Here is a 13,341-nt window from a genome sequence, read left to right as displayed (position 1 = left end):
TTGAATCGATTTACACAAAACTCTTGACACACCCGTATTGCCTGCTGAGGAAGTTCGCGTTTTGCTGTCTTTTATAAAGCGGTGCTAATGTGCTAAAATAATAAAAATGCAATTGATTCATTTGTACATCATCACGAAGGAGAATATAAATGGAAGAAAAACGTGAATCGTCAAATTTCATTGAAGCTGAAATCAATAAAGACATTGAAAATAACGTGTATGAAGGTGGAAGGGTACTGACAAGATTTCCACCGGAACCTAATGGTTACCTTCACATTGGACATGTTAAAAGCATCTTCTTGAACTTTGGATTAGGGAAAAAGTATCATGGTGCAACGAATGTACGTTTTGATGATACGAATCCGGTCAAGGAAGATGAAGAATATGTCAATTCTATCCTGAATGATATCCGCTGGCTTGGATTCCAGTGGAAGGAACCAGTTCACTATGCATCGGATTACTTCCCGGAATTATACGAATTTGCCTGCAAATTGATACGCATGGGACTCGCTTATGTGGATGACCAGTCCAGCGAAGAGATCCATAACACGCGAGGAGATCTGGAACATCCGGGAACGGAAAGCCCCTGGAGAAATCGTTCTGTAGAAGAAAACCTCAAACTCTTCCAGGAGATGCGTGACGGCAAGTATAAAGACGGGGAAAAATGCCTGCGTGCCAAAATCGATATGGCTTCGCCCAATATGGTCATGAGGGATCCGGTCCTTTACCGAATTCTGAGAGCAACGCATCACAGAACCGGTGATACCTGGTGCATATACCCGTTATATGATTTCGCTCATCCGCTCTCGGACGCTTTGGAAAATATAACCCATTCTATCTGCACACTGGAATTTGAGGAAAGAAGACCTTTATATAACTGGTGCCTTCAGGCTTATGACGGCAAGGAAAAGCCGAGACAGATTGAATTTGCCCGTCTTAATGTAACCACAATGATTACCAGCAAACGCAAACTTAGAAAAATGGTTGAAGCAAAGCTGGTAAATGGCTGGGATGATCCGAGAATGCCTACCATCAGCAGCATCAGACGCAGAGGTTATACTCCGGAATCACTTAAAAAGTTCTGTGATTTGATAGGTGTGGCTAAGGCAGACAGCGTAGTTGACATTTCTCTCCTTGAATACTGCATCAGAGAGGACTTAAAAGCGAAAGTACCGAGAATCATGACCGTCATCGATCCGGTCAAAGTGGTACTTACCAACTATGATGAAAACAAGATTGAATATGTCGATATAGAGAATAATCCGGAAGATCCATCCATGGGCTCCAGAAAGGTGCCATTCGGCAGGAATTTATATATCGAAGCAGAAGATTTCATGGAAACTCCGATCAAGAAATTCTTCAGAATGTCTCCTGGGAAAGAAGTACGCCTCAAGGGAGCCTATATCGTAAAATGTACGGATGTTGTCAAAAATGATGACGGCAGCATCAAGGAAATACATTGCACGGTTGATTTTGATACCAGAAGCGGAACCCCGGGCGCTGACCGGAAGGTGAAAGGTACACTCCACTGGGTTTGCGCAGATACAGCCGTGGATGTTGAGACAAGACTCTATGACTATCTGATTTCGCCGGATGATCATGATGACGGCAGAGACTTCATGGAAAAAGTAAATACACATTCCCTGACTGTCATGAAGAGCAAGGCTGAACCTGAAATCAGCAAATATCATGTTGGGGATCGTTTCCAGTTCCTCCGCAAGGGGTATTTCATTATTGATCAGGACACTACTGAAGATCATATGGTATGCAACAGGATTGTCGGACTGCGCGATACCTGGTCAAAGGTTAAAAATAAGCAGTAATTACAGGGGGATGCAGTTTTATGAAATGTCGTAATTTTATAAAATGGATTTTGTCCAGCGCTCTCTTTCTTGTTCTTGCGTCCTTATCTTCTACCGCATTTGCCAGTGATACATTAAGCCTTCGCGGCATAGGGGACATGAGCGTGCCAAAGAATATTACATTCTCAAAGGGCGCTCAGGAAGCACTCCCGTTCATGAACGATGGAGGAGTCAAACGTTTCTTCATTAAACGCGGGGCAAGTGACGGTGATTATTATTCCATGACATACAGCGCCCCTCCGGATTTTAGTTATGGATGGGCCATGTCGCACCGCCTCGGCATTCCTTACCTGCTGGATATTGGCGAAATCAGCCATAAGAATGATTCAGCTTTGGAGCAGATGGATGTCATTGCAGAAGACCTGAATAAGAGACTCATTGCTGACGGAGCCGTATTCTCCGGGAAAGCACCTCTGGTGAAAGTTCAAAACGGCAAGAAGTCCTATTGGACGGGTTCCTTTGTAATCAAGACAAAGCAGCAGGGGATTGTTTACAATGAAGCTTATCAGGTGATCCTTCAGTGTGATGGATATTTTACGACGCTGGGAATCATCAATTCGGATGCAGACCAGGCACAGGTGACTGAAGCGCTCAGGAAAATGGTGATGCACAGGAAATATCCCGGGAAGAATGTTGAGTCTATGCTGAGCCATGCGGGTACATCCCTGACGGAATATGAATAATTGCAAGCTCAAAGGCAGCCGGGCATCTGGCGGACATTTTGCGTTATGTTAATAAAGTCAAATTGACAATATGTTCTTTAGTAAGTAATATAGAGACATAGGCTATTTTGAAATACTAATTTTAAATATATCTTTTATAGGAGGAATTAAAATGGCAAAAGTAGCAATCATTTATTGGTCTGGATCAGGTAACACTGAAGCTATGGCTCAGGCTGTTGAGGAAGGTGCAAAAGCTGCAGGTGCAGAAACCACATTGAGCTTTGTAAGTGACACAACTGCTGCTGATGTTGCAGCTTTCGATCACATCATTCTGGGCTGCCCGGCAATGGGAAATGAAGAACTTGAAGAATATGAATTCGAACCGTTCTTTGCAGACATTCTTCCACAGCTGAAGGATAAGACCGTAGGTATTTTCGGCTCTTATGCATGGAACCAGGGCGACTGGATTGAAAACTGGAAGAACAGACTGGATGAAGCAGGCGTTAAACTTGCTGCTGATCCGGTTAAAGCTTACAGCTATCCGGATGATGAAGCACTGGAAGCTTGCAAGAAGCTGGGAGAAACAGTCGCTAAAGCGTAAGTTTTTCAATTAAAGAGACAAAGAGGCGTTCTTATTAGAACGCTTCTTTTTTACAGTCAGTTATTGGTTTTAAGGCTGCTGCAGGTTTGATTTTTAAATCTCCGGTTTTTGGTGAAAGGGAGATGTAAATATGAGTGAAAAAGTAGCTGTCATTTATTATTCAGCGACAGGAAATACAGAAGCAATGGCTGAAGCGGTTTCTATTGGGGCTAAAAGTGTCGTAGAAGATGTTTTGCTGGCACCAGTGGCTGATGTGGATCCCGAGACAATCGGAAAAGAATACTCCCATATTATTCTGGGGTGTTCTGCCTGGGGCGTTGAAGTCATAGAAGAAGAGCAGATGAAACCATTCTGCGAGAAATTAAAACCATTCTTAAAAGGCAAGATTATGGGGATTTTCGGATCATGCGGATGGAGCCGGGGCGCCTGGCTCAATTCGTGGTATAATGAATTACACTTCGCAGGTGCTGTATTCCCGGCCCAGCCTCTTTTGGCTTATGGATATCCGGATAAGGAATCCTTGAAAAAGTGCGAAGATCTTGGTAAAAAGGTTGCAGGAACCCGATAATCTGTTTTAGGAAAAGAAAGAGAGCCGCTTATGGATTGGAATAACAAAGTTTCCGATAATGTAAGAAATGTTCCATTTTCTGGAATCCGTAAATTTTTTGACCTTGCAAGTACAATGAAAGACGTCATATCTCTGGGAGTTGGTGAACCAGATTATTCTGCCCCGGACAAGGTCATCGATGCATGTATTGAAAGCCTCAAACGCAAAGAAACTTCCTACACCTCCAACTGGGGGCTTATTGAGCTTCGAACAGAAATAGCAAAGCTCTTCAAGAATAGATATGGCCTGGATTATGATCCTCAGGATGAAGTAATGGTCACTGTCGGTGTTTCCGAAGCTATCGGACTCGTGATGACCACGTTCCTCAATCCTGGAGATGAAGTACTGATACCGGATCCGGCCTATCTGGCTTATCCGGCATGCGTGTCGATTGCAGGCGGGAAAACTGTCTTAGTTCCGACTTACGCAGAAAATGAGTTCAAACTCACCGTTGATGAACTTGAGAAAAAGGTTACACCAAAGACGAAAGCGATTCTCATCGGATATCCGAACAATCCTACAGGAACCATCATGGAGAGAGAAGAATTGCTGGGGATTGCAGACTTTGCCCAAAAGCATGATTTGATTGTTATTTCGGATGAAATCTACTGCGATCTGACATATGAAGGCGAGCATTGCTGCTTTGCATCCCTGCCCGGCATGAGGGAAAGAACGATTGTCATGAATGGTTTCTCGAAATCCTATGCCATGACAGGACTGCGTATCGGTTATGTCTGCGGACCAAGGGAATCCCTCGAAGACGTATATAAAGTACATCAGTATGAGATTCTCTGCGCAAGCGTAACTAGCCAGTATGGCGCTATTGCTGCATTAAGAGAATGTGATGCTGATGTCAAATCCATGTACGATGAATACAAAGCCCGCAGGGACATGGTTTATGAAGGCCTTACGAAAATAGGGCTTCCAGTATTCAAGCCTAAGGGCGCATTCTATATTTTCCCGGATATCAGCTGCACAGGAATGACTGCCGATGAATTCTGCGACCGCTTGCTGAAAGAAGAAAAAGTAGGCGTTGTTCCGGGTACATGTTTCGGCAATCAGGGTGAAAATCATATCCGCATATCGTATGCAGCAAGCCGTGAAAATATTGCTGAAGCGTTAAAGAGAATAGGACATTTTGTGGACAAATACAAAAAATAAGTCCATAAAAAGCATCTGACTTGTGAGGCAAGTGTTTTTGAAGAAGAGAAGTATTAACTTCAAGAAAAGTGATACTTCTCTTTTTTATTGCAGCTGTGTAATGCTTGCCCTTGACATTTATCAATTGCAAAAAGCATAATGTTTGTAAATGACTTGGGAGAAAGAAAGGAGGCTGCACTGTGAATAAATTAAAAAGCGGAATTCTTTTGGCTTATGCTATTCTGGCAATGAGTGCGCCGGCAGTCTTGGCAGCTCAACCGGCTGATGCTGATAACCAAACTGCGGGAGCGGCTTTGGTGAATATGGATTCCCCTAATGATAAGGAAGCTTCGAAAGACTGCTCAGGCTCTGATAAAACATCATCGGAGACGGATCATGATACATTAATTCCAGTTGAATCAGATATGCTGTCTGACGCTGATTTTTCCGTAAATGGAATAGGATTAGACAGCACAGTTGATTCAGTCAAAGCAAAGCTCCATAATCCTGACAGCGCTATAAGTCGGGGGATTTATGATGAATATGATTGGAAGGGGATATCTGTCGAGGCATTAAAACCTTTCCTGAATAAATATGTTAACCGCAAAGATCTTTCCATAGGCAGTCAAATCAAGCATACAGGGATTTCAAAAATCGTCATTACATCAGATTCAATAAAAACAGCACGCGGGGTTACCGCCGGTATGAACAGGGAATCTGTCCTTAGAAAGTACGGAAGGCCCGATAAAGTTTTATGGAAAAAGTTTGATGATTCATTTTGCCTGGTATATAAAAAAGAAAATAATATACTTGCTTTTAATCTCAACAATGATACTATTAGTTCAATTGACATTAGCCGTGGAAATTCAGGCACATATGAAATCCGGCCATCCGAGTACGCAGTTCCGAGTTCAAAGTCTCCGCTTTCTGCAAATGACTTTGATATAGCAGGACTTAAACTGGGAGATGCACTTTCCTCTGATGATCAGGAAAACTGGGTGAAAAAGGTTTCCAATGCGGTCGAGGAAATGTGGTATTATTCAGGCTATACCGTCAAGGCTACCAAACAAAACAAATTGATTGAGACACTCTTTTTAACAGATAATCAGATGCTGACTTCAAGGGGCCTGTCAAAAGGGGATGATGTTACCACTGCCGAACTTCTTTATGGAAAACCGGATAAAATTGAACTTGATTTGAGAAATGGGACACACTATGTAATATACATATATTTCTCGAAAGATTTAAAAAATATTTTTGCTGTTTATATAAAGGAAGATAAGGTGGACAGCGTTATGTGTGCTAAGAACCCTCAGTATACTAAGCAGTCAAACCAGTCGTTATAATTTTGAGGTATTATCATCGTGTATGAATATTTTTGCGCAGTTGTTGTAGGCATCGTAGAAGGCCTTACAGAATATATACCTGTATCCTCTACAGGACATATGATTATCGTTGGGCATATGCTGGGATTTGAGGGTACATTGGCAGACCTTTTTGATGTTTTTATTCAACTTGGTGCTATTTTGTCCGTATTGGTTGTTTACAGAGAAAAATTTAAGTTTATTCTGAATACGCATCATTGGTTCAGGCGGAGAGGGCCTTCTGTATTGAATGTTGCCATCTCAATGTTTCCGGCCTCTCTTATGGGACTTATATTCCATGATTTCATAAAGCACAAGCTTTTCAGCCCTTATACAGTTATCATCGGCCTTGTACTTGGCGGTGTCTTTATGATTTTCGCAGAAAAGAAAAGGAAAAAATTTACAGTCACTGATGTCGACCGGATTACATCCAGACAGGCACTGAAAATCGGATTTTTCCAGTGTCTTTCTCTCTGGCCGGGATTTTCCAGGAGCGGAAGTACGATAGCCGGAAGCCTGCTGCTTGGCATATCCAGAAAAGCGGCAGCCGATTTTACTTTTATTATGGCTGTACCTCTTATGTTTCTTGCATGTACATTCGATTTAATCAAAGTTATCCCATATTTACAAACAAGTGATTTCGGTATTCTGGCAGTTGGCTTTTTTACTGCATTTATAGTTGCATATGCTTCTATCTTATGGTTCCTGAAGTTCCTGAACAATTCAACTCTTACCGGATTTGCAGTCTATAGATTTTTTGTCGCAATTGTGGCATTCATCTATTTCTGGTAAAATCCCTTTGAAGCTGCCTCGGAAGAGGCAGTTTTTCATTTGGAAGAGGAAAATAGCAAGACGGTTCTTGGGACTAAAAACATTACATGATTCTATTGGCTGGTAAAAAAATGAATTTAATGGTATCATAAAAAATGTGATAGTAGGTATCTTATTACCAGATGGAGGAGAATCCATGAAGGCTTACATCCGTATAAAACATACCGGAGAATTCTATGATACAAATTGCTATAATGCCTATGCCGGCTGTGAAGCTTTGCACATACCGGTTGTAAAATATAAAGCAGTTTATTCTATAACAGATAATGATCCTATGGATCCGGTTATCGGTACATTCTCAGATGTCAAAGTTGCTTTGGAAAAACTGGGGATAAAACCAGCCCCGCTGGATTATCCGGAGCAGTTGAAATCATTTATCGGACGTAAAATCTGGAAATCCACGCTTTTTACTATAACGAGCCACCCTGAATGCTGGCATGTCTTTGTCAAGCCGATTGAGGATGTAAAGAGATTTCACGGAACGGTACTCGATAAATCTGAAGATCTGATTAAGCTTGGCGGGGGTCTTGAAGATATTGATGTCTGGTGCAGCGTAAAGGTTCAGTTTTTATCTGAATGGCGCCTATGGGTATTAAATGGTACCATAACCGGACTGACACCTTATAAAGGACGCTGGGATGTTTTCCCGGATCCTTCCGTGATGGAAGAGGCCGTTCATCGATATGAAGGAGCCCCTTCTGCCTATGCGCTGGATTTTGGCGTTACCGATGACGGCAGGACACTCCTGGTCGAGGTCAGTGACGGATACGCTCTGGCAAGTTTCGGACTGCGTCCTGATATTTACATGAATATACTCAAGACCAGGTGGCAGGAACTATCAAAATGCAGGAAAACTGAAAATATTGAATGATAAAGAACGGATCCTTGCATGAAGCTATCTTTATGAATAGCTGATCTTAAGAAAATCTATAATCAATTAAGCAGGAGGGAGAAGGAATATGGCAAGTTTTAGTAATGAATTCCTTCAACGTCTTAAGGACAGTGTTAATATTTTAGATGTTATAGGATCCTATGTAGAACTGACGAAAAAGGGAAGATATTATTTTGCTTCTTGTCCTTTTCATGGTCCTGAGAAGACCCCTTCTTTTTCTGTTTCTCCCGAAAAGGGATTTTATTACTGCTTTGGCTGTCATGCCAGCGGGGACGTAATATCCTTTTTAGAGAAAATGGAGAATATCTCTTTTAATGAAGCGGTTGAGCGATTGGCAGATTCTGCCAATATTGAACTGCCTGTTAAAGAATTAAGCCCGGAGGAACAGAGAAGAGAATCATCCAGAAAACGTTTATACTCTGTCATTGGACTGGCAGGTGATTACTTCCATAATTGTCTTACAAAGACGCGTATGGGAAAGCCTGGACTTGAATACTTTGTAAAGAGACATCTGACACCTAAAACGATTGAGGATTTTCATCTTGGCTTTGCCCCTCATGAATGGCATCGTCTTTATGATGATTTTACCTCGAAAAAGCATATAGAGGGGAATATCCTGGTTGAAGCAGGCCTGTGCGGGGTAAAAGATGGATCTTATTTTGACTATTTCAGGAACCGTTGCATGTTTCCTATCCTGAATATAAGAGGGAACATAGTTGCATTTGGCGGTCGTGTCATGGATGACAGCAAGCCTAAGTACCTGAATTCTCCGGAAACACCGATATTCAACAAAAGGATGCTTTTGTTTGCACTCTATCAGGCTTTGCCGGAAATCAGGAAGAAACGGCAGGCAATCATGGTTGAGGGCTATATGGATGCCATATCACTTCATTCTCATGGCATCACCAATGCCGTGGCATCATTAGGCACGGCATTTACCGTCGAACAAGCCAGACTCCTTAAGAAATACGCTGACGAGATTGTTTTTAGTTATGATATGGATTCAGCCGGCCAGAATGCGACGAAACGAGCGTTGGAAATTGCAGGCTCTGTCGGTTTGAAACTTCGGGTTGCCCAATTAGGCGATGGAAAAGATCCCGATGAATTTGTTAATGCACATGGGGGAGAAGCTTATCTTGCCGCAATAGACAGGGCCGAACCCGCTTTGGATTATTTGTTTGGATCACTCTGCAGGCAGTATGACAGTGCAACTTTAGACGGACAGCATCATATATTGGATGAAATGTTTTCTACATTGCTGGCACAGAATGATACATTCCAGTTTAATTCTTTCATTCGCAAGATGGCCAGAAATATGCACATGGATGAAGGAATGATAAGAAGCGAAGCATTAGCTTATGCCAAAAAGAACCATTCTAATATTTATATATCCCAGAAAACACAAAAGGAACTTCCGGAGATTGACTCTGACGTCATTGTAAAAAAGCGAAAGCTGTTAGAGGATGGTCTGCTGAAGTACTGCATCAAGTACCTGGTTTTCCCGTCGGAAGCGGAGGAACTTGATTCCTACCGGTTCTGCGATCCATTCAATCAGAAACTATATGATCTTCTCAAGAGCTTCAACGGGCAGCCTTTTACTATAGGCATGATTGAAGCTGGGCTCACACGTGAAGAAATTGAGAAACTGGCGGCCCTTCATATGAATGAAGAACAGACTGGGCTCGTACCCCGGGAGGAATATATCCTGCCTCTTCGCAGAATCTTCCTGCAGGATGAATACAGAAAACATACTGAAAATGTTCAGACCCTGATGCGTTCGGATCCGGAACTGGCCAAGAAGGAGCAGCTGATCTGCATCCAGCTTAGCAAAGAAATCATGTCGCTCAGATAAATATGAATCCATTCTTATTTACTGATACAAAATTACATTTATACATGCAAGTTCATTATTGGGCTTAATTAGTCGATCGGAAGAATAAGTCTTCTGCTTGGGGGATGACAATTATGACAGAACTAGCGAAACAGATGGGGAAATGGATTGGAGATTTGCAGAAAAAATCTCAGAATGGGGTTATTTCGAATAAGGATATTATCGCTATTATTTCCGATAATAACTTAGGAGAAGAAGAACTGTCAGAATTATATGAAGAATTACATAAAAAGCATTTAGAAATCAACTTCGATGAAGAAGCTTCTGATGAGGATTTGGAAATGCTTGATTCAGAAGATAATTCTGAGAAAAAAGAAGTTGAGAAAATCAGCGCGGCTCCAAGCCATGAAGGTGCTGTTGCCATTGATGATCCTGTAAAAATGTATTTAAAGGAAATCGGCTCGATGCGCCTGCTCGACAGCGATGAAGAGATAGTCCTGGCCAAGAAAGTCGAAAAAGGAAGCCTTCCCGATGCAACAGATGAGGATAAGAAGGAAGCTGACGATGCCAAGAAGGAATTGGCTGACAGAAACCTCAGACTTGTGGTCTCTATTGCAAAAAAATATCTGGGACGGGGTCTTCAGTTTTTGGACCTGATTCAGGAAGGCAACTTAGGGCTTCTTAAAGCAGTCGATAAATTTGATTATACAAAAGGGTATAAGTTTTCAACTTATGCGACATGGTGGATCAGACAGGCGATAACCAGAGCGATAGCAGATCAGGCGCGCACTATCCGCGTCCCTGTTCACATGGTTGAAACCATTAACAAACTGAACAGGATATCCAGGCAGCTGCTTCAGGAAAAAGGCCGGGAGGCTACGAATGAAGAACTGGCAGAAGCTATGGGAATCTCCGTTGAGAAGATCAGGGAAGTAAAGAAGATAGCACAGGATCCCATTTCTTTGGAGACCCCGATTGGAGAAAAAGAAGATTCCCATTTGGGAGATTTCATAGAGGATCATGAAACTGTTGCACCGGATGATGCAGCGGGCTCGATTTTGCTGCGCGAGCAGATAGAGGAACTGCTGCAGTCTCTTACCGACAGGGAGCGGCAGGTACTCGAATTGAGATTTGGTCTGAAAGACGGAAAGACAAGGACACTCGAAGAAGTAGGCAAATACTTCGATGTGACAAGAGAGAGGATCCGCCAGATCGAGGGCAAGGCACTGGTTAAGTTGAAAAAATCGGCAAAGACATTGATCAATCAATAAGGCATAACTGGGCTGTATGCAGCTCTCAGGGATCGATACAACTGATTATCGGGCTTCACGAAATTAGGCTGGCTTTAACTCTTGACTCATTCGGGTTTAGCTGTTAGAATAGCATAAGTTGGTGATGCGGGCCCATAGCTCAGTTGGTCAGAGCCGACGGCTCATAACCGTCTGGTCCCAGGTTCGAGCCCTGGTGGGCCCACCAATAGAATTTATAAAGCTGAGCGTTTGCTCAGCTTTTTTGTTATATAAATATGATAAGAGGAAAAATGAAATTAACCCCAAGGCTCCAGGAAGTAGAAAATTTGGTTCCGCAGTGCCGTATTATGGCAGATATAGGAACGGATCATGCATATCTCCCCCTGCATTTGCTGGAAGAAGGACGCATATCATATGCTGTCGCTTGTGATATACACAAGGGGCCTCTGGTGAAAGCAAAAGAGCATATCATCAGAGAAAACAGAGGAGATTGTGTAGAAATAAGACTGGGAGCCGGAATCGAGCCGTTAACGACTGGCGAGGTGGATGGTGTAACGATTGCCGGTATGGGCGGCTTAATGATCATTGATATATTAAAGGATTCTCCGGAAAAAGCACATGCCCTTCATTGGCTGGTCCTGCAGCCCCAGAATCATGTTGCTGATCTGAAGTATTTTCTTATGAACAATGGCTTTGTGATTCAGGAAGAAAGAATGGCAATAGAAGGGCAGCGCCTGTACGAGCTTATGAAAGTGGTACCTGGAGAACCTGAATGTGAAGTTACTTTGTTTGAAGCAGAGGTAGGCGTGACTGAAGCTTATAAAAAAGATCCGCTTTTCCCTATGCATATCAGAAAACTGATTAAGAAGAGAGATATCCTCATTCATTCAATTTCTGATGACAATCAGAATGATAGAAACAGGAAAAAGAAAGAAATCGCATTGAAAGAAAGAGAACTTTTGGAGGGAATGTTATGAGTATTGAAGCAAAGCAGATCATCAATATCATGAACGCGTGGGCACCGCAGAGTCTTGCAGAAAGCTGGGATCACCCGGGGCTCCAGATTGGGAACGTACATACCCCTGTAAAAAAGGTATTGGTCGCTTTGGATTTAACGGCTGAAAACGCTTCCTATGCTGCTGATAATGGCGTCAATCTTATTATTTCGCATCATCCGTTTCTCTTTAGATCTCTTCATGAAATTGATTTAGGCACATATCGTGGAAAGATCATTGAAACACTGATCCGGTCATCGATTGTTTCATTTGCAGCGCATACAAATCTTGATATTGCCCGGGGTGGAGTCAATGACGTATTGGCAGAGAAATTATCCCTCAGTGATGTATCCGGACTTGCCCCTGCTGAAAATGGATCTGATGCGGATTCTCTTGGCAGAACCGGCATGCTCCCTCGTGTGATGTCAGGAAAAGAAGCGGTCAGCTATATCAGGGAAAAACTGGAAATGCCCGTTATCAGATACAGCGGCGATATTAATAAAAATGTGAAGAAAATCGCGATTCTTGGCGGAGCTGGAAGCGAATATATTCATGATGCAAAAAGGCTTGGCGCAGATCTTTTCCTGACGGGGGATCTGAAGTACCATGAAGCGCAGGAGGCTTATGCTAGTGATATTATCGTGGTTGATGGCGGCCATTTTTATACAGAGCATCCTGTTGTCCAAAATCTTGCAAACCGGCTGCGCCAATCATTTGAAGAGAAGAACTGGGATATTGAAGTTGTGGAAGATCCTGTCGCAAGAGATGTTTTCAGCTACATTGGATAATCAAGCTTCTCATTTCTTTTCTTGAATAAAGAAAATATTTATGATATACTAACTCCTACGAGCAGGAAAGATGATTGCGGGCCGAAAGGCGTGAGGAAAGTCCGAGCTTCGCAGGGCAGGATGCCGGATAACGTCCGGCGGGGGTGACCCTAGGGAAAGTGCCATAGAAAAGGAAACCGCCATCTTAGGATGGTAAGGGTGGAAAGGTGCGGTAAGAGCGCACCAGCAGTCGGGAGACCGGCTGGCTTGGTAAACCCCATCCGAAGCAAGACCGAATAGGGAAGGGTTGAGGTTGCCCGCTGACCTTCCGGGTTGCGTCGCTTGAGCAGTAGAGTAATTTACTGCCTAGAAAGATAATCATCACCGCGCAAGCGGTACAGAACTCGGCTTATTGAATGCTCGCCGCAAATGAAAAGAGACTGGAAACCATTTTGGATTCCAGCCTCTTTTTTATTTGAATCTTGAGTAATAAGCTCATATAAAATTTGGCTTATAGGACATTTCGTGTTGTTTTTATA

General features: G+C 42.8%; 12 protein-coding genes, 1 tRNA gene and 1 other RNA gene. All 14 read left to right on the top strand.

The annotated features are described in order from the left end of the window. The first annotated feature begins 149 nt into the window (after positions 1–149). The 14 genes from M3200_RS03135 to rnpB all read left to right on the top strand — a co-directional run bounded on the left by M3200_RS03135 (position 150) and on the right by rnpB (position 13,229). Positions 150–1,823, top strand: coding sequence for a glutamine--tRNA ligase/YqeY domain fusion protein (locus M3200_RS03135; RefSeq protein ID WP_022382082.1), 1,674 nt, complete (start codon positions 150–152; stop codon positions 1,821–1,823). 20 nt (positions 1,824–1,843) lie between these two features. After that, positions 1,844–2,545 (top strand): hypothetical protein, encoded by a 702-nt coding sequence (locus M3200_RS03130; protein WP_022382081.1) that lies wholly within the window; start codon positions 1,844–1,846, stop codon positions 2,543–2,545. 151 nt (positions 2,546–2,696) lie between these two features. Further along, on the top strand, positions 2,697–3,125 hold the full coding sequence (locus M3200_RS03125; RefSeq protein WP_022382080.1) for a flavodoxin: 429 nt from the start codon (positions 2,697–2,699) through the stop codon (positions 3,123–3,125). A 130-nt stretch (positions 3,126–3,255) separates the two neighbouring features. Continuing rightward, positions 3,256–3,693 carry a flavodoxin domain-containing protein gene (locus M3200_RS03120; protein ID WP_022382079.1) on the top strand — a complete coding sequence of 146 codons (438 nt, stop codon included), beginning with the start codon at positions 3,256–3,258 and terminating at the stop codon, positions 3,691–3,693. 30 nt (positions 3,694–3,723) lie between these two features. Next, positions 3,724–4,893, top strand: coding sequence for a pyridoxal phosphate-dependent aminotransferase (locus M3200_RS03115; protein ID WP_022382078.1), 1,170 nt, complete (start codon positions 3,724–3,726; stop codon positions 4,891–4,893). Positions 4,894–5,072: 179 nt separating this feature from the next. After that, positions 5,073–6,218, top strand: coding sequence for a hypothetical protein (locus M3200_RS03110; RefSeq protein ID WP_022382077.1), 1,146 nt, complete (start codon positions 5,073–5,075; stop codon positions 6,216–6,218). An 18-nt stretch (positions 6,219–6,236) separates the two neighbouring features. Beyond that, complete coding sequence (locus M3200_RS03105; protein WP_022382076.1) at positions 6,237–7,028, top strand: undecaprenyl-diphosphate phosphatase; 792 nt, start codon at positions 6,237–6,239, stop codon at positions 7,026–7,028. Between the two features lie 175 nt (positions 7,029–7,203). Beyond that, on the top strand, positions 7,204–7,938 hold the full coding sequence (locus M3200_RS03100; protein ID WP_022382075.1) for an ATP-grasp domain-containing protein: 735 nt from the start codon (positions 7,204–7,206) through the stop codon (positions 7,936–7,938). 88 nt (positions 7,939–8,026) lie between these two features. Then, positions 8,027–9,811, top strand: a complete 1,785-nt coding sequence (gene dnaG / locus M3200_RS03095; protein ID WP_022382074.1) for a DNA primase — start codon at positions 8,027–8,029, stop codon at positions 9,809–9,811. Between the two features lie 104 nt (positions 9,812–9,915). After that, positions 9,916–11,061: an RNA polymerase sigma factor RpoD gene (rpoD, locus tag M3200_RS03090; protein ID WP_108849705.1), complete on the top strand. Its 1,146-nt coding sequence runs from the start codon at positions 9,916–9,918 to the stop codon at positions 11,059–11,061. Positions 11,062–11,189: 128 nt separating this feature from the next. After that, a tRNA-Ile gene (locus M3200_RS03085) sits at positions 11,190–11,266 on the top strand. A 49-nt stretch (positions 11,267–11,315) separates the two neighbouring features. Beyond that, complete coding sequence (locus M3200_RS03080; RefSeq protein ID WP_108849706.1) at positions 11,316–12,017, top strand: tRNA (adenine(22)-N(1))-methyltransferase; 702 nt, start codon at positions 11,316–11,318, stop codon at positions 12,015–12,017. Then, on the top strand, positions 12,014–12,823 hold the full coding sequence (locus M3200_RS03075) for a Nif3-like dinuclear metal center hexameric protein (protein ID WP_022382071.1): 810 nt from the start codon (positions 12,014–12,016) through the stop codon (positions 12,821–12,823). Before M3200_RS03080 ends, M3200_RS03075 begins: the two co-directional genes overlap by 4 nt. A gap of 58 nt (positions 12,824–12,881) precedes the next feature. Then, positions 12,882–13,229, top strand: an RNA gene (gene rnpB / locus M3200_RS03070) — RNase P RNA component class A. Positions 13,230–13,341: the final 112 nt, after the last annotated feature.

It is taken from the genome of Dialister sp. CAG:357 (assembly GCF_000435155.1).
GTDB lineage: Bacteria > Bacillota > Negativicutes > Veillonellales > Dialisteraceae > Dialister > Dialister hominis.
This window is presented reverse-complemented; position numbering and strand designations above follow the sequence as displayed.

What these genes read in the sequence shown, in the direction of transcription:
- M3200_RS03125 (WP_022382080.1), top strand. Translation starts at nt 2,697, where the DNA reads ATGGCAAAAGTAGCAATCATTTATTGGTCTGGATCAGGTAACACTGAA.
- M3200_RS03075 (WP_022382071.1), top strand. Translation starts at nt 12,014, where the DNA reads ATGAGTATTGAAGCAAAGCAGATCATCAATATCATGAACGCGTGGGCA.
- rpoD (WP_108849705.1), top strand. Translation starts at nt 9,916, where the DNA reads ATGACAATTATGACAGAACTAGCGAAACAGATGGGGAAATGGATTGGA.
- dnaG (WP_022382074.1), top strand. Translation starts at nt 8,027, where the DNA reads ATGGCAAGTTTTAGTAATGAATTCCTTCAACGTCTTAAGGACAGTGTT.
- M3200_RS03100 (WP_022382075.1), top strand. Translation starts at nt 7,204, where the DNA reads ATGAAGGCTTACATCCGTATAAAACATACCGGAGAATTCTATGATACA.
- M3200_RS03115 (WP_022382078.1), top strand. Translation starts at nt 3,724, where the DNA reads ATGGATTGGAATAACAAAGTTTCCGATAATGTAAGAAATGTTCCATTT.
- M3200_RS03130 (WP_022382081.1), top strand. Translation starts at nt 1,844, where the DNA reads ATGAAATGTCGTAATTTTATAAAATGGATTTTGTCCAGCGCTCTCTTT.
- M3200_RS03080 (WP_108849706.1), top strand. Translation starts at nt 11,316, where the DNA reads ATGATAAGAGGAAAAATGAAATTAACCCCAAGGCTCCAGGAAGTAGAA.
- M3200_RS03120 (WP_022382079.1), top strand. Translation starts at nt 3,256, where the DNA reads ATGAGTGAAAAAGTAGCTGTCATTTATTATTCAGCGACAGGAAATACA.
- M3200_RS03135 (WP_022382082.1), top strand. Translation starts at nt 150, where the DNA reads ATGGAAGAAAAACGTGAATCGTCAAATTTCATTGAAGCTGAAATCAAT.